This window comes from Martelella mediterranea DSM 17316 (assembly GCF_002043005.1).
GTDB classification, from domain to species: domain Bacteria; phylum Pseudomonadota; class Alphaproteobacteria; order Rhizobiales; family Rhizobiaceae; genus Martelella; species Martelella mediterranea.
Genome location: NZ_CP020332.1, coordinates 127,901 through 145,689, shown reverse-complemented (window position 1 = coordinate 145,689; position 17,789 = coordinate 127,901). Strand labels below are relative to the sequence as shown.

Genomic DNA, 17,789 nt, shown 5'->3' with positions numbered 1-17,789 from the left:
TGAGATGAACATCGGAGATGTCGCGGAACGCTCCGGCCTGCCGGCCAAGACAATCCGCTATTACGAGGATATCGGGCTGGTCAAGCCGCTGCGCAGCGCCAACGGCTATCGCAGCTTTCGCGACCGCGACGTGCACAAGCTGGCATTCCTCGGGCGCGCCCGCGCGCTCGGCTTCAGCATCGAGGATTGCCGCAATCTCCTGAAGCTCTACGAGGACGACGACCGCACCAGCTCCGAGGTCAAACAGATCGCCGAAGTGCAGCTTGATCGGATTGACCGGAAGATCGCGGAGTTGACGGAGATGCGCGCGACGCTTGCGCATCTCGTCGATGCCTGCGCCGGAGACCACCGGCCCGACTGCCCTATCCTGGCCGATCTTGCAGCGAAAGAGGAAGAAATCGCTCTGCTGAATGAAGCCGGTTAAGAGGGACAGTCGCGTATGACACTGGCTGCAGGGCTGGCCATCATTCTTTTCGGATTGTGCGGCGGCCTGCATGCGCGTGCGATGGCATTCGCCATGCACCTTACCGACCGGAAGCACATCACCGGCACAGGTGCACTGTTGATCGCCCTTTACGTCCTGGCGGCCGCGCATATTGCCGAGGCAGGGCTCTACGCGGTCGGCTTCTTTATCGGCGAATCGACGGGCATTGGCGGTTTTGCGCAATCTGACGTGAACTCGTTCATGGATGTGTTCTATTTCTCAGTGGTGAATTATTCTTCCCTTGGGCTGGGCGACATCTATCCGACAGGTCATCTGCGCTTTCTGGCGGGGATTGAGGCGCTGAACGGTTTCTTGCTGATCAGCTGTTCGGCTTCGACCATCTTTCTGGTCACGACCAGACGCCATTCCTGACGCCTGCCGCATATCTGGACTTTCCAAAGCTTGGGAACCCTCCAGCGCTGGAAGGTCGTTACCTTGTTTTAACGCGAATCTGAAAGGTCACTCATGTCATATTGGAGATTTGCCGCAATGATCGCGACCTCGACGGTCGTGATGTTCATTCTGATGTATCTCAATACCTACCTCTGGGCGCATGTCTTCTGGTCGGAGACGCGAGCCTACATGGCGGTCCTGATGGGCGCGACAATGGCCTTCATCATGCTCGGATTCATGTTGTCGATGTATTCCAGCAAGGCGATCAATGCCGCGATCTTCGCGGGCGCGGTCCTTGCCTTCGCCGCCTCGCTCTGGCTGGTGCGCAGCCAGGTGACGGTGGGCGATACCAGCTTCATGCGCGCGATGATCCCGCATCATTCCATCGCCATCATGACGTCGAGCCGGGCCAATATCGAGGATGTCCGCGTGCGCAAGCTGGCCGATGAAATCGTCTATGCCCAGGACAAGGAAATCGCCGAGATGCGTTATCTCGTCGACGAGATCGAGGCGTCGGGCGTGGTGTCGGGATCGCAAGAAGCACCCGCCGGGGACGTGATGAACCTGGAGCAGGCGCTTTCCACGGCCAATATCGCGGTTCTCGATCCAGGGTTCATGACGGAAGCGGACATCGCCCGCCTGTTCCCCGATGGCCCCATCTGCACCTTCGCCTATACCTCGGACAGTCCCGCGGTTCTGGCGATCGGTTCGGTTGGCGACGGGATGGCCGGCCTGTTGAAACTCAGCGGCGATCTGGTGCGCCTCGACGTTTCCTCGGACGGCGACATCGCGACCGGCGCCGCGCCGCGCGCCGACGGCCTTGCCATGCATGTAAGCGCACCGGGTGGCGGTGCCCTGAACGCGGGCGGAACCATGCAGGAAGCCGACCTGACGCTGGAGCTGGACGCGGGCCTGACCGCCGGCTTCCGCGGCTTCTACCGTTGTGCGGCGTGAGCGTTGCTTCGGGTTGGCGCAGGCAGGCGCGATTGCAGCAGGATATGATCCTTCGCGAAAAGGGTGGTAAAGCGTCGGGAAAAACGCCGCATGGGATGTGAAGGAGGACAGCACGATGACCGAGATTGCGATGCCACTCATTCTTGTGCTGTTCGCCGTGGCCTTTGCGCTCGCGGTGCAGCGGATCGGGTCGCAGGACGGAGCGACATGGCCAGGGCGCGCGGCCTTTCTCGGGGGCGGCCAGCCGGAAGCCCATGCCTGGCAGCGGTTCCATGTGCGCTATTATCCGATGACGCTGCTCTTCATCGCGTTCGAGATGGAGATGATGTTCATGTATCCGTAGGCCGTGGCCTATGTGGAGACCGGGGCGAAGGCGCTGGCGAAGATGGGGATGTTCCTCGGCATCCTCTACGGCTGGCGCGAGGGGGTGTTCCGGTGGCAATGAGGCTGCTCACCGCGCTGGCGCGCCGGGCCGAGGTACCGGTCTTTCCGGTCGTCGGCGCACGGGGCCTTGCGCGGGTCGAGACGCTGCGCCGCCGGCCCGGCCTGCGGCTGGTGGACAGTTCGCGCCACGCCCGCGTGCTGCTGGTGGCCGGAGAGGTGGCGCCGGCGCACAAGCGCGCGCTGGAGCGGCTGCACGCCCAGCTTCCCGCCCCGCGCGGTACGGTCTGGTGGCAGGGGTCGCCTCTGGGGTCGCGTCTGTTCGAGCGCGGTGAAACGGTGGCTGGGGACGACCCGCTAGAGGCGATCCGCCGGGCGGCGCACGCGGGCGACCCCGACCAGCGCCCCGACGTGCCGCCGCACCCGTGGGAGAGGCCGCGAGCCACACCCGCGTATTGCTCGGAACCGGGATCATGCCATCAGACCCTGCACGAGGCCGACAACCGATGACAGCGCCGTCGACCCTTCGACAACGACCCGTCGTCCATCCGACAGCGTGATGTCGACCCTATGCGCCAGAAGGCGGGCAGATGTCAAACCCGCTGTCGCGTTGCCCTTTAATCGGCTCTGCCTCACTTTGTGTGGCGCAACTATCCTGAAACTGGAAAATTCAGGAGGGATAATTGTGAGTTCGAAGCACCATTGGTCGCCCGGGGGCGAAGTTTCGGTTCAAAGCGTCGAGCGAAGTGATTCCGGCGGGTGGATTGTATCGGGCAGTCTGACACCAAACGGCATTTGCCCGGACTGTGGATTGCATTCACGCCGACGTCACGGATGGCGGCGTCGGCGGCTGCAGGATTACCCCGCCCATGGAGACGGGGTTACGGTGGCTCTCTGGGTTTGCCGTTGGCAATGTTTGACGCCCGCTTGCCCACGTCGGACGTTCTCGGACCAGATCGCCTCGATTGCGCGTCCTTATGCGCGGCGCACCTCGCGTGTCGGGGGGATTGTCAGCCATCTTGGGCATGCGACCGGCGGGCGGCCGGCCGAGCGGCTCTTGCACCGTTTGGGCCTTGGGATCAGCGATGACACAGTGCTCAGGCAGTTGAAGAAGCGTGCTCAAGACACCGCCGCGCCGCCGACAGTCATCGGGATCGACGACTGGAGCTGGCGGAAGTCGCAGACCTACGGCACGATCATTGTCGATCTGGAGCGGCGCGTGGTCATCGATGTTCTCGAGGATCGAGATGTCGTCACCTGCACCAACTGGCTGAAGCGACATCCCGAGGTGGAAGTGATCAGTAGAGATCGCTGCGGTCTTTACGCCCAGGCCGCACGGCAAGGGGCACCGCAGGCGAAGCAAGTCGCTGACCGGTTCCATATCGTACAAAACCTGCGGCAGGCCATAGAGGAGCAAATGAACCTTCATGGCCGTGCGACCGGCAGGGCGCTGCTGTCCGACGCCGACAACATCACCGCCGCCGGCAACCTTCTGAAGTCACGCCTTGCGCACAGGACGTCTCGGGAAGAGATTTTCGCCACCATTCATGCACTCCGAAATCAAGGGCTTTCCTGCAGCGAGATCGGGCGACGAACAGGGTTCCCGCGTCGTAGCATCGCGAAATGGCTGCAGTTCGAAACACCACCGGACCGCAGGCGGGCCGCTTTGAAACCAACTTCGCCGTGGTACTTTGAAGAGTTCCTGAGCCAAAGCTGGAAGGAGGGCATTCGAACTGGCAGCGCCCTGTTCCATATGATCCAAGAGCGTGGTTACGAGGGGAGTCAGTCGCATTTGCAGCGGCTGCTGGCGGGTTGGCGCAGAGCCGAACAGCAAGCGAGCGACCCCAAGGTAGAGCACGAAATCCTTAAGCCAGTCCGAGACCCGGAAACTGGGCACGCGATCTCCCCGGTCATCGCGGCCGCGCTGTGCATCAAGCCGCGCGGAAAGTTCACCCCGGATCAGGCGCGGAAAGTCGACACGCTCAAGACCGGCTCTCCCGCCTTCGCAACGATGCGCAGCCTCGCCATGCGGTTCAACGGTATCATGCGTGGCCGCCAAGCAGACCCGCTCCCTGCATGGATCGACGACGCGATCGAAACCAACCTGGCGCCCATCATGCGCTTCGCCCGCACCTTGAACCGGGACTTCGATGCGGTCAAAAACGCAATCGAGATGCCTTGGAGCAACGGCCAGGCGGAAGGTCAGATCAACCGCCTGAAAACCCTCAAACGCGCCATGTACGGCCGGGCTGGTCCAGAATTGTTGCGGGCGAGAATGCTACCGTTCTGCCACACAGATTGAGGCAGAGCCTGATTGATGACAACATGACAGCCGAAAAAGCAGATCCCGAGATCGAGAAAACCAGACTTCAAGATGAACGCGAGGCGGCCATGCCGCCTCCGATCAAAGCTGCGGCAGAGAGCGACGCGCTACGCGCCCGGATTGAGGATTTCAGCTTTTACTACGCCAACGGCTTTCAGGCGATCAAGAGTGTCAGCATGCCGATCCTCGACCGTAAGGTGACGGCGATCATCGGCCCCTCGGGATGCGGCAAGTCCACCCTTCTGCGCAGACTCAACCGGATGCACGATCTCTACCCCGGCAACCGCTATGAGGGGCGGGTAATTCTGGAGCCGGAGGGCGAGAACCTGGTCGGTCGCGACGCCGATCCTGTGCTGGTGCGACTGCGCATCGGCATGGTGTTCCAGAAACCGAATCCCTTTCCCAAGTCGATTTACGAAAACGTGGCTGCCGGCTTGCGCGTGCGCGGGATCAGCAAACGCCAGGTGATCGACGAAGCGGTGGAAAGCGCATTAAAGCGCGCCGCGATCTGGGACGAGGTCAAGGACAAGCTCAATGGCTCGGCCTACGACCTTTCGGGCGGGCAGCAGCAGCGTCTGTGCATCGCACGCGGTCTGGCTCCGAACCCGGAAATCCTGCTTCTGGACGAGCCGACATCGGCGCTTGATCCGATAGCGACGGCCAAGGTAGAGGACCTGGTCCAGGAACTCGCGAAATCGGTGACCATCGTGATCGTCACCCACAACATGCAGCAGGCGGCACGCATCTCGCACCGCACGGCATTCATGTATCTGGGCGAACTGACAGAATTCGGCGAAACGAGCCAGATTTTCAATAATCCCCAGCATCCCCGCACGGAGAACTACATCACCGGGCGCTACGGTTGATGAGATGTCGAAAGGAAGCAAATGGAAAAGCGACATACACTGCAAGCCTTTGAACAGGCACTGAGTGACCTGTCCGCCGCCGTCCTGATCATGACGGAACATGTTCAGGCCATGGTTGCAAGCGCAGCCCACGTGCTTCTCGACAACGATCTGGTGCGCGCCGGTGAAGTGGTTGAAAACGATCTGGTGGTGGACCGCGAATTGGAGACAATCCGCGCCCGCTGTCTGGATATACTGGTGCGCTATCAGCCGGTGGCCGGTGACCTTCGTCAGGTCATCGCCATCGAGCACAGCGCGGGAAACCTTGAGCGCGCGGCGGATCATGCGAAGAATATCGCCAAACGCGCCATTGCGGACCGCAACTCCCGGATATCGGCGGATGCAGCTGAACTGTTCAGACAGCTGCATGCCGCGGTTCTTGGAGCATTGGAAGATGCCAATGATGCCCTTGTGCGCCGGGATGTTGACCTGGCGCACAAGGTGGTGCGCGGCGACAGGCGTATCGATGTCCTCCATGATGATCTGTTTCACCTTGTTCTGGCGGGCAGCCGGCGAGACACCTCGAAACTGAAGTCCGATATCCATCTGCTGTTTGCCGCCAAAAGCCTGGAGCGTATCGGTGACCATGCCACGAATATTGCCGAAGAAGTGATTTTCATGAGCAGACGCGAAGCGCCAGACGGATCGATCGACACATAAGACGGGTCAACAAATAAGACGGGAACCGCCATGCTGAAGCAGAAAGCACTCGATCTGCTGAAACCCAGAATTCTCGTGGTCGAAAACGGGATGGTCGAACGGGACTCCCTGTTCCGGCAACTGCAGGACAGCGGATATGCCGCGTGTGTGGCGATGGACGGCAAGACGCCGCTGCAGGCGGCAAGAGATGAGAGGCCGGACATCGTCCTTTTCAATTGGGTCGCACCGAATGATTATGGCTTCAACCTGTGCCGCAGCTTCAAACAGGACAGCGCCACGAGGCAGATGCCGCTGATTATTCTGTCCGGCAGTTCCGGCGAGGAAGACAAGGTCAAGGGGCTTGAACTGGGCGCAGACGATTACCTGTCCAAACCCTACTCTTCATCAGAGCTGGCGGCGCGGCTCCATGTCCAGCTTCGTCGTATCGATTCCGGAAAGGTAAGGCCCTGCCTCACCTTTGAGCGCATCGCTCTGGATGAAGACGCGCTGCGGGTCTATATCGAAGGACGCCCCGTGCATCTCGGTCCAACCGAATATCGCATGCTTGCGGCCTTCATGAGTCGTCCTGGACGACCCTTCACCAGGGAACAGTTGTTGGAACGCGCCGGACGGCGCAAAGGCGATGTCGATATTCGCAGTGTGGATGTGCATATCGGCCGTCTGCGCAAGGTGCTCAACCAGAAGAAAACGAACTACCCGCTCCGAACAATCAGGGGAATAGGGTACGCCCTCGGCTAAACCTTGCGGCTGACACAAAATCGTTGTCTCTTCCGGTCATAAGCATAAATCGGACTTATGACTGCACTGAAGAGGCATGCACGTAATGATAGATGACATGGTCGGGATGCTCGATGCGCTCGGGCACGCCGAACGGCTCCACGTATTCCGCGTTCTGGTTCGACGATATCCGCAATCAGTGGCAGCCGGTGAACTGGCCGAAACACTTGGCTATAAACGCTCGACGCTTTCTATCTATCTATCGGTTCTGCGGCGTGCGGGTCTCGTCCATCAGGATCGCGACGGGAACTCGTTGTTGTACAGCGCCGATCTATCCGGCGCGAAGTCGCTGATAGGCTTCCTCTCGGAGGATTGTTGTCGGGGCCGAACAAACAATGACCATCGCACGATAGATTTCGACGCGAACGATCACCGCAGATATAATGTCCTGTTCGTCTGTACGCGCAATTCAGCGCGGTCAATCTTTGCCGAAGTCATCCTGCGTGACACCGCGCCTGAGCGGTTTGCAGCCTATTCCGCAGGCACATCGTCACATGGCGCGGTCCATCCCTTGACCCTGCAGGTTCTTGAAGAAAACGGACACGAGATTTCAGAACTGGGGACAAGCTCGATCGCCGAGTTTCAGAAGCCGACCGCGCCGCAAATGGACTTCGTTTTCACTGTGTGCGACCAGGCGGCCAATGAAGAATGCCCGGTCTGGCCCGGACAGCCGGTTACAGCGCATTGGGGTCACCCGGATCCTGCCGCGGGCGTTTTCAGCGATGAAGAACGCCTCGAATTGTTTCGCCAGACCTATCAGGCCATGCGCCGGCGCATTCAACCCTTCGCTCAACTCCCGGGACCGACCCTCGATCGCGCCGCCCTTCAGGAGCATGTTGACGATATCGGTAGGCTGCGCCTGGCCCGAGTCTGAATACTGTCGAAGAGCGGCGCTTTCACGCTGTCTTGGGCAGGATTCGCCTTCTGGCCAGGCGACCAACCGGCTATTACGACAGCGTCATCGTGCCGACGGCAACTTCCAGGCAGCGAAACTCACCGCGCCATGACCCAAGATGCACCTATGGCGATGGCGGTAGAGCCGGTAGCCAGAAAGCCAGGGCGACCAGGCTTGCCAGCAATACCGGCGGTGTTATCAGAAGACCGATTTTCATATACTGGCCCCAGCCAATCCTGTAGCCCTTTCCGGCCAGCACATGGAGCCAGAGCAAGGTCGCGAGACTGCCGATCGGGGTGAATTTGGGCCCCAGATCATTGCCAATGACGTTGGCGTAGATCATCAACTCCCGCGTTGCCGCAGGCACGTTGGCCCGATCGATAGACAATGCACCGACCAATGTCGAGGGCATATTGTTCATGATGGAGGCTGCGATGGCGGAAAGCACGCCGGTGCCCAGCGTGGCGACAAACTCACCATGTTGCGCCAACCACTCAATCGCCAGGGCGCCGTAATTCGTCAGCCCCGCATTGCCAAACCCGTAGACGACGAGATACATGCCGATTGAGAACAGAACGATCTGCCAGGGGGCGCCGCGAAGCGCGTCCGATACGGAGACGATTGCACCGCGGCCGGCCTGCCACCAGCGCCCGGCAATTGCCATGAGCAGAACTGCGCCAGTACCTGTCACAAACGCGATGGGAATGCCCAGCGGGGCCGTCACGAAATAGGCGGCAAGCAGCACGGCCAGCAAGGGAAACGCAGCCCGGAAGACCAGTGGATCCTTGACGGCCATGTGCGGCGGGTCCAGGCTCTCGACGGAGTAGTGTTTGGGAATTCGACGGCCGAATGCCAACCAGAGCACGGCCAGTGTTGCTGCCAGGGAAACAAAATTCACAGGGACCATGACCGCCGCGTAGCGGTCGAACCCGATATCAAAATAGTTGGCACTGACGATATTGACGAGGTTGGAGATCACCAGCGGCAGGCTTGCCGTGTCTGCGATGAACCCGGTCGCGATGATGAAGGCCAACGCCGCCGGCGGCCCAAAATTCAGGCGCAGGAGAATAGCGATGACAATGGGCGTCAGCAGAAGGGCTGCGCCGTCATTGGCAAAGAACGCAGCAATGATCGCCCCCAGTATAACGACAAGCGGGAAAAGCAAATGGCCGCGTCCGTTGCCCCAACGTGCCACATTCAGCGCTGCCCACGCGAAGAACCCAGCTTCGTCCAGGATCAGCGAAATGATAATCAGCGCCACGAAAGTGAAAGTGGCATCCCAGACGATATCCCATACCACGACGATATCGTCCGGATGCACCACGCCCGTCAGCAGTGCCACCAAAGCGCCGCCGAGCGCGCTCCAACCAATCCCCAGACCTTTCGGCTGCCAGATCACCAGAACCAGGGTGACGACAAAAATAGCCAGTGCCAACATGAAAAGACCTTATCGTCAGTGCGTGTTCTGGTTGACGCGTCGAGAGAGCTCCTCAGCACTCTCGACGCGCTCTGAATAACGGTCAGTGAGATAGGCAGACCTGCCGCGCGTCAGCCAGGTGAACTTCACAAGTTCCTCACACACATCGACGATACGCATGTAGAGGGGTGAAGGCTTCATGCGCCCGGCTTCGTCAAACTCGGTGAAGGCCTTGGGTACGGATGATTGATTGGGGATGGTGATCATACGCATCCAGCGCCCGAGGATTCGCATCTGGTTGACGGCATTGAAGCTCTGGCTGCCGCCCGAAACCTCCATGACCGCCAGTGTCTTGCCCTGGGTGGGCCGGATACCGCCCAGCGATAGCGGTATCCAGTCGATCTGCGTCTTCATGATGCCGGTCATCGCGCCATGCCGCTCGGGGCTGACCCACAGCATGCCCTCGGACCATTGGGCGAGGTCGCGCAACTCCTGGACTTTCGGGTGGCCGGAATCCGCATCGTCAGGCAGAGGTAGACCCGACGGTTTGAAAGTGCGCACTTCGCAGCCGTACCAGCGCAATAGTCTCATCGCCTCTTCGGAGGCCAGGCGTGAAAAGGAGCGCTCGCGCAACGAGCCGTAGAGCACCAGAATCCTGGGGGGATGGCGCGGCGCATCCGGCCCCGCCAGCAAATCGACGTCAATTGGACGTAACTTGTCCGGATCGATATTCGGCAGGTCATCGAGGCGTTCAGTCCCGCTCATTGAGTTGCCCCGCCGAAGCGTAACACATCGCCGTCTTCCTTGGTAAACACCGCCACCGGGTTTGCCAGCAGTTCAAGGACCCGCTCTGAAGGCCGGCATAACCGCGCACCTTTTTCTGTCACCACAATTGGACGATTGATCAGGATCGGGTGCGCCATCATTGCATCGATCAGTTGATCATCACTCAGCGTCGGATCATCAAGATTGAGTTCCTCAAAAGGCGTTCCCTTGCGGCGCAGCAACTCTCTTGGCGTGATGGCCATCATCGAAATCAGCTCGATCAGCCGTTCACGACTGGGTGGGGTCTTTAGGTATTCTATCACGGTCGGGGTTTCGCCCGACGCCTCGATCATCGCTAGGGTATTTCGGGAGGTTCCGCATGCCGGATTGTGAAAGATTATCGCTTTCAAGCGTTCTCGCTCCTTCTTTTGTCGTTGAGGCCACCTTCACTCAGAGCCGCCGAAAACGGCTCGCAAACTTCTGGGTGGCCAGCGCAGCAGTCGCGAACCAGAAAACGCAGAGTTTCCTGCATGTGCTCGAGATTGGCGCGATAGATGATTGAGCGGCTCTGTCGGCGCGATATCACCCATCCTGCCCGTGAAAGCACCGCAAGATGTGCCGACATGGTGTTGTGCGGTACAGATAATTGACGTGCGATCTCCCCGGCAGGGAGCCCGTCGGGTTCATGGCGAACAAGGAGACGAAACGCCTCAAGACGGGTCTCTTGGGAAAGCGCGCTAAAACTCGCGGTGACGATGCTTATTTCCATGTGTCCAATAATATGGACAAAATAAATATTGGCAACCGAGTTTCGCCGATTATACGATCTGTCTTGCCCTGCCTGAAACCATCTTTGCCGAACTCGAAAATGGCGATATTTAGCCAAGAGTGACCGCGCTGGCAGCCTCCCTCAATCGGCCCGGTCTGTTCCTCTCCTATTCAGATTCTGTTTTTGACGAAGGACCCAATTTTCGTTTCGGGGGTGACCGTCTCCGTCGTGTTGTGTCGGGAATTTCCTCGCATCGAAGGAACAGAGCCCCTTTCGGATTCGCTGCGACAGGCCGTTTCGTGCTTTGTTGTCCATGCAGACTGTGTTCTTTGCCAGTATCGACACCCTGTTGCACAAAGCTGACGCGGGCTGCCATGGCGAAGGAATGTCCAGCCGTTGTTGTTTGCGAGCAATTGACGATGGGACTGTAAGGCCCGGGGTCTGTCAGCAACGTCTCCGTCCAAAAAAGACGGCTTCCACCTTCGGCGGACCCTCCGTCTTTTCCGGTCCTGCGCCGCCCTTCGCTTCGCTGCGGCCCTGAAGGGTGCAGTCATCCTTTTCCCGGTCCTTGTTGGCGTCCCCGTCAATTCGATCAAACAACGGAGACATACCAATGGCAGACCTGATCAACTTCATCCGCTTCAACGACAACGGCACTTTGGCGGGTAACATCGCCGCACTGGACTTCGACTTCGACATCACTGGCGAAGAGCTCAACAGCACGAACCCGAAAGCGCCTGTCTACCGCTTGTATGGCGTATCTCCGCGAGGCCGGAAGATCGAGGTTGGCGGCATCTGGCGTCAGACGAACCAGAGCGGTGAAGAGTATCTGCAACTGACTGCTGCGACCCCGAGCCGGGCGTTCCGTGCAAACCTCGGCAAGTTTCCCGGCCAGGACGATGATGATCTGATGACCGTGATCCCCTGGAGCTAAGCTCCCTCGGCGCGGCGGATACCGCCGCGCCGGTTCCGGCAAATCCGCGACGTACCTAATAGTCCGCACTTGTTTCGCTTCTGTCCTCACTTTAGGTATTATGGGTTTGCGAAAAGTGCCAAATCGCTCCTTGCTCTTTCGGCGTCATCCCACCGGATCACAATGGCAATCGGGCCTTGAAGCACATATAAGAAACACCATGTGGGTTCGAACAGCTGTCGCGAGAGAATGACAAGAGAAGAGATTATAAAGGGGCTGGGTGCGCAGCCACATGACCCGTTTGTGTGGTTCGATGGACCACCGATTCTGGAGCAAATTCCGCCCGGAACTGTAGGTGTTAACGCTCTCAAGGTTGCGACCGCCATTGAGAACCGGCCGAGCCGCTACGTGCACCTGCTTCCGATGTTGCGCGTGAGCCTGATTGGCTTGATCTACGATCCGCAGCTGGACGGAGGAATCCTGCCCCTGCAAATTCTTGCGGAACGCCTGGGCGTCAGCCGGTTTACGGTTCCGCGCAACTGCGTGGTGCTCGAGGAAATGGGGCTCTTCTATAAAGTCACGAAGAACGGCCGCTACGCTGTCGAGCCCGATACGGCACTGGTCGTGTTTCATGACCTGTTCGTTCCGTTGCCTGCGAAGCGGCTCCGCAAAGACGATTGATGCACCCGATAACTGGGTCAAACATATAAAAAAACAAGAGAATTCTTCTTCCGATTCTGGTATAGTTGGCGTGGTCAATAGACTTACGCTGAATTTGTCGTCCAGGAGCGAGAGTGCATAGCAGGACCGTGCCGGTTCAAGGGTTGAGAGATTCTAGGAAGACCGGCCTGCCTGTAAAACCGCACCGATCTTAAGAAGGAAAAGACCATGGCGAGCACCCTTGAGAAAGCGCGCATCTCCGATGCCGAGATGAAAAAGCGGCGCCGGCTGGTCAACAGCGCCGATCACTCCAATGCCATGGAAGGCCTGAAGCGCGATCCTGCCACCGATCACATTTTCAAGGCTTTCATTCGCGGCGAGATCGAGGCCACCGATATCGTTCCGATGCTGAAAGAGTTTCGCGCCGCCAACGGATGACGAACTACGCTTACGAAAACGGCACCCTCAAGAACATCGATGGCTTAACCGATCCCGACAAACTCTCTGCCGTTGAGGCTGAACGTGTTGCCGGCCGTCTCATCGAACTGCGTCTTGGGGGCGGGCCGCAGCCGACCTTCGACGCTCGGCACCTGAGAGCGCTTCACCATCATCTTTTCCAGGACGTCTATGAATGGGCCGGGCGAACCCGCGATGAGCGGGTTCAGCTTTCTGACGGCACGGTCGCGACCATGCCGGCCATGCAGAAGATCGACGGCGAGCAATTCGCGATCGGCCCGGCCATTCCCAGCGCGCTGGACCGATTTTCCGAGGACCTGCGCGGTCAAGACCTCCTGCGCGATCTCGACCGGGAGACGTTTGCCGATCAGGCCGCAGTTTACTTCAATCGGCTCAACTCGATCCATCCGTTTCGCGAAGGCAATGGCCGGACGCAGAGGGAGTTCATGACTGCGCTGGCGAAGAACGCCGGTCACGAGCTTAACTTTGATGTCGTGTCGGCCGAGCGCATGGCGCAGGCCAGTATTGCCGGTCATGAACGCGGCGATGTCGATGCCTTCAAGCGCCTGTTCCGCGAGATCTCTGATCCCGAACGCGTGCAGGCGTTGGAGAAGGCACAGAAATTTCTGACCTCGCAAGGCTTTGATTGGCAAAATCGCTATATGGCAACGACCGAGCCTGGCCGTCGCTATGATGGCGTCCTGGTCGGGGTTGGCGGGTCAGATTTCATGATGCACGACAAGCAGAATATTCTCGTCGGCAAGACAAAGGACCTGCCAAGGCCTTTGCCCGAACAAGGGCAGCATGTGACGTTCGAAACGCCACAGAAGACCCGCGCGAACGCCCGAAAGGGTAGGGGGCGTGACGACGACTTTGGGCACGGCCGCGGCTAAAATCCCATCTTCGCGGTCTCGCGGCGTAGATTGCCGGCTGGACGCCGGATTCGGTCGCGGCCGTTGGGGCCGCGGTTCTCTTCTTTTTTTGCCGGGATAGCGTACGGCTCCTTAGTCAGCGTCAATGACGAACGGTGCCCCCAATTTTGCCGCTGCCCGGCGGGCAGCAACAAAATCGGCACCCCCATTCACCGGCCTTGCCGGTCGCTTCGCGATCATTGACACTGCCCTGCGATCACCGGTGGCCGGTTTCCGTCAACAAAAGGAGACGGAAACATGACGACTATCGATCAGATCAATGAACTTCGCGCCGAGCTGACGAACTGCGACTTCTCGAAGGGCGAGCGGCAGGATGCTGAAGCAGAACTTGAAAAGCTGGAGGCGCAGGTGGCGGCAGAGGAGCTTCAGTTGGAGCAGAATATGGCAGCCTGGAACGCTGACCTCGAATGAGGTCAGTTTGAAGGAAGGCTGTCAGCCTTCCTGGTCTCTAGCCGACACTCGAAAAGCCGAATATTTTGAGCGCTGAAGCTGCGATTCCGTGCGCCATTTCAAAATAGAAAGCTTGAAGTCAGGAAAACTATTGAACCGACAAATCGAGCAATGCTGCGCGAACACGTAACATGAGCAGGCTGTGACTTATAGTTTGCAATTCGGCTCGGTGTGACCTATAGTAGGCGTATGGTCGAGTTAATCAAAACGGCAACATTTGATCGCTGGCTTTCGAGCCTGAAAGACCGAACTGTGGCCGCAAAGGTCGCCGCTCGCCTCGTGCGACTTTCAATGGGCAATCCCGGTGATGTGGAGCCCGTGGGATCGGGGATTTCCGAGCTTCGAATTCACTACGGCAAGGGATATCGAGTTTACTATATGAGGCGCGGCGAGTTGATTATCGTTTTGCTTTGCGGCGGCGACAAGTCGACGCAGAAAAAGGACATCAAGGCCGCAAAAATGCTGGCCGACGAGTGGAAGGATTGAAACTATGGCAAAGGAAGTTTTTAGCCGTTTCGATGCGGCCGATTACCTGAAAACCAACGAAGACATTGCTGCCTTCCTGGATGCCGCGATGGAAGAAGGCGGAGACGATCCTGAATATATCGCTGTCGTTCTTGGAACCATTGCACGGGCGCGCAATATGAGCCAATTGGCGCGTGACACCGGGCTTTCTCGGGAAGGTCTTTCACGCGCGCTTTCCGGCAACGGGAACCCGACAATGGCAACTTTGATGAAAGTGGCCAAAGCGCTCGATCTTAAAATTCAGGTTGTTCCAGCGGTGTCCGCTGGGGCAGCATCGAACGTTCCCGAACATAGTACAGCTTCCTGATTTTATTGGTGCCGCTCTACTGCGCAGTAGGCTGATTGATGCTGGTGCGGTTGCCGGAGGCGGACCACGCGTCGAAGGGCGCGTTTCGCGCCTCAGTCGCGGTAGCCGCGCTTGCGCTTGCTTTGCTCAAGAACACCAAGGGCATCATGGGCCTGTCCGGCCGAGGTGAACCAATCAAGCTTCAGTTGACCGCTGGTCCCGATCCGGCCCCAGCGGCGCACAAGGCACCAGTCTCCGAACAGGCCGCCCTCGATACTGAGATGATAGAACCGCCACTTATTCGTGGCCGGCTCGATGCGACGCAAAAGCACGTCTGTCGGAAAAAGGTCAAACTGCGCCGACATTTTCAGATCCCCGGCAGTTGTCCAGCGAACAAATCGATCGCGTCGCCTTCCACCACAGATGTGTTCCTGGGCTTGCCGATCGGCTCCATTCCCTTGAGAACGTCAATGGCATCTTTCGGATAGCCTTCGTCACTCTTGTCAGTCTCGGCGTAGTCGTCGGCCGCGGCGCCTTCAAGTCGGTTGACGGTGATAAGGTCGAGGGTCCATTGCGCCGGCGCTTGGGCATCGCGCGCATGGACGAGGGTTGTATAGGGAACGCGCACCTTGTAGACGTCCTCGCCAATGCCCGTGACGAGGACATCGATGCCGTTCTTGCGAGGCCCGAGCTGCGTCTCGAATTCGGAGCGCTCAATCGTGTTCTCGCGCCGCTCGTCGCGCACCCATTCCAATCCGTTTCCGCGTGGCTCACGACGATTATAGACCACGGTGGCCTGACCGACATCGCTTTCAAGTCGCTGAGCGGTCGGCCCCGAATTCACCTTGGCGATGATCTTCGTTCCGACGATCGACATCCACGCGTCGGCGCGTTCGCGCCCATAGGTGTCACGGATCTGTGCAATATCCTGAACGCCGAGGCACACGCAAACCCCCTTCGATCGGCCGATATCCAGTAGCGCGGAAAACCGGCTGATCTTCGGCAGCTGGGCGAATTCGTCGACGAAAAACCAGATGCGACGGAGCTTGGCGTCGCCAAGCTCCGGATCGGACACGATGCTGGAGGCAATGGTCAAAAACGCGCTGATCCAGCCGTCAGACTGGTCAGAAAACCGGCCGGACTTCTGCAGGATGACGGTGCGTCGATCTGTTTTGTAGAGCAGCCAGTCGCGCAGCGAAAAACGTTCCAGACCTTCATAATTCGCCCACGCCGTTGCCAGCAGACGCAGCGTGTTCGTATCAGCGGTGAGTGTCGAAAGCGTCGAGGCGACTTGTCGATAGTCAGCATCCAGAAAGCGAACCGCGTCGGGGTGATAGCGATGCGCGACCTCAAGAAGTTCAAGATGGTCACGGCGCGTCTCGGCTACCAGATCCGCCCACGTCCACCTTCCAGGGTTCTCATGCATCAAGCGTATGGTGCATGCGGCCAGCACGGCACGGGCCGAGTTGGAAAAGAACCGATCTCTTGATTCAGGGATCAGTCGCGTGGCCAGCTCAACGGCATCCTCTGCAATGCGCAAATCCTTGGCGATATCCCAAACATGGGAACGCCGATCCTGTGGAGCAATGATGATTGGCTGCACCCTGGAACCATCCGGCTTGATCGTTGGAGGCAGCTTCTCGGTAAAGTCTCCCTTGATATCGAAGACGAGAACCTTGTCATGTCGCGCGATCGCCGAGACGATCAGCCCGATCATGGCCTGTGTCTTGCCGCTGCCAATGGAGCCAAAGATGATGAAGTGTCGCACCTCGCGTTCGAGCGCCAGCCGCCATCCATTGAACCAATGAAGGCCGTCCCTCTTGTCGATCTTTTCGGCTTTTGCGGCCCGTAGCAATTCGGGCATGCCTGCGACAGTCCGGCCGGACTTGATCCATTTATCCGGTGGCATGAGGAAAGCAATATAGCCGCCGATCGCAATGGCAATGATGCCTGCCACAAGCGTGGCAGCCAACAACCATTGCAGTTTAGCCAGATCGGCCGGGACGTAGCCGAGTGCCTGAATGAAGTGACTTCGGCAAAGATCGGAGGACCAGAATTTGAGGCAATCGATCGCCTGCGAAACCGATAGGCGGTAGGCCGATCCGTTCGTGTCGTTCCATGAACGAAGCGCAAAAAAATAAACCCAGACAGGTGCCGAAATGTCCACAAGGAAGAGACCGGCATAGAGCAGAATAGCAAGTTCGGAACGTCTGGGTTTGGTGATCATTGGCGCAACGCCTCGCGACCCAGCTTGATCATTTGTTCGCGAAGTCGAGCGTCACCCTTTCTCCGATTTCCTGTCAGCAGAACGCCAAGAATGTAGGCGCGGTCCTCATCTCCGAGGCTTGCTTTGATGACCAGTCCGCCAAGCTCGATCTTGTGACGGGTGTCTTCGCTTCGTTCGCGCTTGCGCATTTTTCTATACTCGCTTTGCAGGTTGCTAAGCGTTCTGCGCAACGTCAGAAGGTCGCTGCTCATTCTTCCGCCCGGAACGAAAGGAATGAACCATCTCGGCAAATGCCGCCTCAAGTTCATTCTCCGAAAGATCAAGGGTTTCAACGCCTGCTTTCATGGCGATTTGTCCAATCCTGAGTGCCTCCTTTTCTTCAGCTTCGCGCAACTGCTTTTGCAGAATTCTGATCTGGTCACGGATCGCGGAAGGGGATTTTGCGCGTGCCATGTGCTTTCTCCTTTTCGGCATCAAACGATGAGAAGATTGCAGAGATGTTCTGTGTTTGTAAACACCGATGATGCGTGAAAAAGAGCCCATGCTGTTTAAGATGAATCGGCGGAGCCGATGCCGCACTCCGTCATGCGAACAAAACGATCGTTTTGTTAAATGCG

The 17,789-nt window shown here is 58.6% G+C and carries 25 protein-coding genes; 17 read left to right on the top strand and 8 right to left on the bottom strand.

Annotated features, from left to right (window positions below):
• Window positions 1–4: 4 nt before the first annotated feature.
• The 10 genes from cueR (at window position 5) to Mame_RS25080 (ending at window position 7,751) form a co-directional block, all read left to right on the top strand.
• A complete protein-coding gene (gene cueR, locus Mame_RS25130; protein ID WP_018065824.1) occupies window positions 5–424 on the top strand; it encodes a Cu(I)-responsive transcriptional regulator in 420 nt (139 codons plus the stop codon).
• A gap of 15 nt (window positions 425–439) precedes the next feature.
• Window positions 440–856, top strand: a complete 417-nt coding sequence (locus tag Mame_RS25125; protein ID WP_018065825.1) for an ion channel — start codon at window positions 440–442, stop codon at window positions 854–856.
• A 93-nt stretch (window positions 857–949) separates the two neighbouring features.
• Entirely contained in the window at window positions 950–1,831 is an 882-nt protein-coding gene (locus Mame_RS25120) for a DUF305 domain-containing protein (protein WP_026173646.1), read from the top strand.
• Window positions 1,832–1,946: 115 nt separating this feature from the next.
• Window positions 1,947–2,174, top strand: a complete 228-nt coding sequence (locus Mame_RS25115; RefSeq protein ID WP_207768750.1) for an NADH-quinone oxidoreductase subunit A — start codon at window positions 1,947–1,949, stop codon at window positions 2,172–2,174.
• A gap of 98 nt (window positions 2,175–2,272) precedes the next feature.
• Window positions 2,273–2,722, top strand: coding sequence for a hypothetical protein (locus tag Mame_RS26945; RefSeq protein WP_018065829.1), 450 nt, complete (start codon window positions 2,273–2,275; stop codon window positions 2,720–2,722).
• A 175-nt stretch (window positions 2,723–2,897) separates the two neighbouring features.
• Window positions 2,898–4,514 carry an ISL3 family transposase gene (locus Mame_RS25100; RefSeq protein ID WP_418287803.1) on the top strand — a complete coding sequence of 539 codons (1,617 nt, stop codon included), beginning with the start codon at window positions 2,898–2,900 and terminating at the stop codon, window positions 4,512–4,514.
• An 89-nt stretch (window positions 4,515–4,603) separates the two neighbouring features.
• Entirely contained in the window at window positions 4,604–5,401 is a 798-nt protein-coding gene (pstB, locus tag Mame_RS25095) for a phosphate ABC transporter ATP-binding protein PstB (protein ID WP_051085132.1), read from the top strand.
• Between the two features lie 21 nt (window positions 5,402–5,422).
• The gene (gene phoU, locus Mame_RS25090) at window positions 5,423–6,100 is read left to right on the top strand and encodes a phosphate signaling complex protein PhoU (RefSeq protein WP_018065832.1); all 678 of its coding nucleotides are present in this window, start codon (window positions 5,423–5,425) and stop codon (window positions 6,098–6,100) included.
• A 30-nt stretch (window positions 6,101–6,130) separates the two neighbouring features.
• Window positions 6,131–6,838 (top strand): winged helix-turn-helix domain-containing protein, encoded by a 708-nt coding sequence (locus Mame_RS25085; protein WP_018065833.1) that lies wholly within the window; start codon window positions 6,131–6,133, stop codon window positions 6,836–6,838.
• A 76-nt stretch (window positions 6,839–6,914) separates the two neighbouring features.
• A complete protein-coding gene (locus tag Mame_RS25080) occupies window positions 6,915–7,751 on the top strand; it encodes an arsenate reductase/protein-tyrosine-phosphatase family protein (protein WP_018065834.1) in 837 nt (278 codons plus the stop codon).
• Between the two features lie 145 nt (window positions 7,752–7,896).
• Here the strand turns inward: Mame_RS25080 and Mame_RS25075 are convergent, their stop codons facing one another.
• Genes Mame_RS25075 through Mame_RS25060 form a run of 4 tightly spaced genes read right to left on the bottom strand, consistent with a single transcriptional unit; the run spans window position 7,897 to window position 10,723 of the window.
• Window positions 7,897–9,210 carry an arsenic transporter gene (locus tag Mame_RS25075; protein WP_018065835.1) on the bottom strand — a complete coding sequence of 438 codons (1,314 nt, stop codon included), beginning with the start codon at window positions 9,208–9,210 and terminating at the stop codon, window positions 7,897–7,899.
• A 15-nt stretch (window positions 9,211–9,225) separates the two neighbouring features.
• Window positions 9,226–9,954, bottom strand: coding sequence for an arsenical resistance protein ArsH (gene arsH, locus Mame_RS25070; RefSeq protein WP_018065836.1), 729 nt, complete (start codon window positions 9,952–9,954; stop codon window positions 9,226–9,228).
• Window positions 9,951–10,364, bottom strand: a complete 414-nt coding sequence (gene arsC / locus Mame_RS25065; protein ID WP_024707217.1) for an arsenate reductase (glutaredoxin) — start codon at window positions 10,362–10,364, stop codon at window positions 9,951–9,953. The genes arsH and arsC overlap by 4 nt, the downstream gene beginning before the upstream one ends.
• Window positions 10,361–10,723: an ArsR/SmtB family transcription factor gene (locus Mame_RS25060; RefSeq protein ID WP_079921054.1), complete on the bottom strand. Its 363-nt coding sequence runs from the start codon at window positions 10,721–10,723 to the stop codon at window positions 10,361–10,363. The genes arsC and Mame_RS25060 overlap by 4 nt, the downstream gene beginning before the upstream one ends.
• Before the next feature lie 613 nt (window positions 10,724–11,336).
• Between Mame_RS25060 and Mame_RS25055 the strand changes: the two genes are divergently transcribed.
• The 7 genes from Mame_RS25055 (at window position 11,337) to Mame_RS25030 (ending at window position 14,966) form a co-directional block, all read left to right on the top strand.
• A complete protein-coding gene (locus Mame_RS25055) occupies window positions 11,337–11,657 on the top strand; it encodes a DUF736 domain-containing protein (RefSeq protein ID WP_018065838.1) in 321 nt (106 codons plus the stop codon).
• Window positions 11,658–11,858: 201 nt separating this feature from the next.
• Window positions 11,859–12,317: a hypothetical protein gene (locus Mame_RS26940; protein ID WP_155122301.1), complete on the top strand. Its 459-nt coding sequence runs from the start codon at window positions 11,859–11,861 to the stop codon at window positions 12,315–12,317.
• A gap of 207 nt (window positions 12,318–12,524) precedes the next feature.
• Entirely contained in the window at window positions 12,525–12,734 is a 210-nt protein-coding gene (locus Mame_RS25045; RefSeq protein WP_018065840.1) for an antitoxin VbhA family protein, read from the top strand.
• The gene (locus tag Mame_RS25040) at window positions 12,731–13,645 is read left to right on the top strand and encodes a Fic/DOC family protein (RefSeq protein ID WP_018065841.1); all 915 of its coding nucleotides are present in this window, start codon (window positions 12,731–12,733) and stop codon (window positions 13,643–13,645) included. Before Mame_RS25045 ends, Mame_RS25040 begins: the two co-directional genes overlap by 4 nt.
• Before the next feature lie 276 nt (window positions 13,646–13,921).
• A complete protein-coding gene (locus Mame_RS27095) occupies window positions 13,922–14,095 on the top strand; it encodes a hypothetical protein (protein ID WP_018065842.1) in 174 nt (57 codons plus the stop codon).
• Window positions 14,096–14,323: 228 nt separating this feature from the next.
• Window positions 14,324–14,620, top strand: coding sequence for a type II toxin-antitoxin system RelE/ParE family toxin (locus tag Mame_RS25035; RefSeq protein WP_018065843.1), 297 nt, complete (start codon window positions 14,324–14,326; stop codon window positions 14,618–14,620).
• A gap of 4 nt (window positions 14,621–14,624) precedes the next feature.
• Complete coding sequence (locus tag Mame_RS25030; protein ID WP_018065844.1) at window positions 14,625–14,966, top strand: addiction module antidote protein; 342 nt, start codon at window positions 14,625–14,627, stop codon at window positions 14,964–14,966.
• A 92-nt stretch (window positions 14,967–15,058) separates the two neighbouring features.
• Here Mame_RS25030 and Mame_RS25025 read toward each other — a convergent pair whose 3' ends face one another.
• From Mame_RS25025 to Mame_RS25010, 4 genes are read right to left on the bottom strand one after another with little or no spacing between them, the layout of a single operon-like run.
• The gene (locus Mame_RS25025) at window positions 15,059–15,310 is read right to left on the bottom strand and encodes a WGR domain-containing protein (protein ID WP_018065845.1); all 252 of its coding nucleotides are present in this window, start codon (window positions 15,308–15,310) and stop codon (window positions 15,059–15,061) included.
• Between the two features lie 2 nt (window positions 15,311–15,312).
• Window positions 15,313–17,172: a type IV secretion system DNA-binding domain-containing protein gene (locus Mame_RS25020; RefSeq protein ID WP_018065846.1), complete on the bottom strand. Its 1,860-nt coding sequence runs from the start codon at window positions 17,170–17,172 to the stop codon at window positions 15,313–15,315.
• Entirely contained in the window at window positions 17,169–17,423 is a 255-nt protein-coding gene (locus Mame_RS25015; RefSeq protein WP_085986569.1) for a conjugal transfer protein TraD, read from the bottom strand. Before Mame_RS25015 ends, Mame_RS25020 begins: the two co-directional genes overlap by 4 nt.
• Window positions 17,386–17,625: a TraC family protein gene (locus tag Mame_RS25010; RefSeq protein WP_018065848.1), complete on the bottom strand. Its 240-nt coding sequence runs from the start codon at window positions 17,623–17,625 to the stop codon at window positions 17,386–17,388. Before Mame_RS25010 ends, Mame_RS25015 begins: the two co-directional genes overlap by 38 nt.
• Between the last annotated feature and the right edge of the window lie 164 nt (window positions 17,626–17,789).

Bases quoted from the DNA above. Each gene is read 5' to 3' on its own strand.
- Mame_RS25045 (WP_018065840.1), top strand. From the start codon at position 12,525: ATGGCGAGCACCCTTGAGAAAGCGCGCATCTCCGATGCCGAGATGAAA.
- Mame_RS25125 (WP_018065825.1), top strand. From the start codon at position 440: ATGACACTGGCTGCAGGGCTGGCCATCATTCTTTTCGGATTGTGCGGC.
- Mame_RS25010 (WP_018065848.1), bottom strand. From the start codon at position 17,625: ATGGCACGCGCAAAATCCCCTTCCGCGATCCGTGACCAGATCAGAATT.
- arsH (WP_018065836.1), bottom strand. From the start codon at position 9,954: ATGAGCGGGACTGAACGCCTCGATGACCTGCCGAATATCGATCCGGAC.
- phoU (WP_018065832.1), top strand. From the start codon at position 5,423: ATGGAAAAGCGACATACACTGCAAGCCTTTGAACAGGCACTGAGTGAC.
- Mame_RS25115 (WP_207768750.1), top strand. From the start codon at position 1,947: ATGACCGAGATTGCGATGCCACTCATTCTTGTGCTGTTCGCCGTGGCC.
- Mame_RS25080 (WP_018065834.1), top strand. From the start codon at position 6,915: ATGCACGTAATGATAGATGACATGGTCGGGATGCTCGATGCGCTCGGG.
- Mame_RS25055 (WP_018065838.1), top strand. From the start codon at position 11,337: ATGGCAGACCTGATCAACTTCATCCGCTTCAACGACAACGGCACTTTG.
- Mame_RS25015 (WP_085986569.1), bottom strand. From the start codon at position 17,423: ATGAGCAGCGACCTTCTGACGTTGCGCAGAACGCTTAGCAACCTGCAA.
- Mame_RS25030 (WP_018065844.1), top strand. From the start codon at position 14,625: ATGGCAAAGGAAGTTTTTAGCCGTTTCGATGCGGCCGATTACCTGAAA.
- pstB (WP_051085132.1), top strand. From the start codon at position 4,604: ATGCCGCCTCCGATCAAAGCTGCGGCAGAGAGCGACGCGCTACGCGCC.
- Mame_RS26945 (WP_018065829.1), top strand. From the start codon at position 2,273: ATGAGGCTGCTCACCGCGCTGGCGCGCCGGGCCGAGGTACCGGTCTTT.
- Mame_RS25075 (WP_018065835.1), bottom strand. From the start codon at position 9,210: ATGTTGGCACTGGCTATTTTTGTCGTCACCCTGGTTCTGGTGATCTGG.
- Mame_RS27095 (WP_018065842.1), top strand. From the start codon at position 13,922: ATGACGACTATCGATCAGATCAATGAACTTCGCGCCGAGCTGACGAAC.
- Mame_RS25120 (WP_026173646.1), top strand. From the start codon at position 950: ATGTCATATTGGAGATTTGCCGCAATGATCGCGACCTCGACGGTCGTG.
- Mame_RS25060 (WP_079921054.1), bottom strand. From the start codon at position 10,723: ATGGAAATAAGCATCGTCACCGCGAGTTTTAGCGCGCTTTCCCAAGAG.
- Mame_RS25040 (WP_018065841.1), top strand. From the start codon at position 12,731: ATGACGAACTACGCTTACGAAAACGGCACCCTCAAGAACATCGATGGC.
- Mame_RS25035 (WP_018065843.1), top strand. From the start codon at position 14,324: ATGGTCGAGTTAATCAAAACGGCAACATTTGATCGCTGGCTTTCGAGC.
- Mame_RS25025 (WP_018065845.1), bottom strand. From the start codon at position 15,310: ATGTCGGCGCAGTTTGACCTTTTTCCGACAGACGTGCTTTTGCGTCGC.
- cueR (WP_018065824.1), top strand. From the start codon at position 5: ATGAACATCGGAGATGTCGCGGAACGCTCCGGCCTGCCGGCCAAGACA.
- Mame_RS25085 (WP_018065833.1), top strand. From the start codon at position 6,131: ATGCTGAAGCAGAAAGCACTCGATCTGCTGAAACCCAGAATTCTCGTG.
- Mame_RS25020 (WP_018065846.1), bottom strand. From the start codon at position 17,172: ATGATCACCAAACCCAGACGTTCCGAACTTGCTATTCTGCTCTATGCC.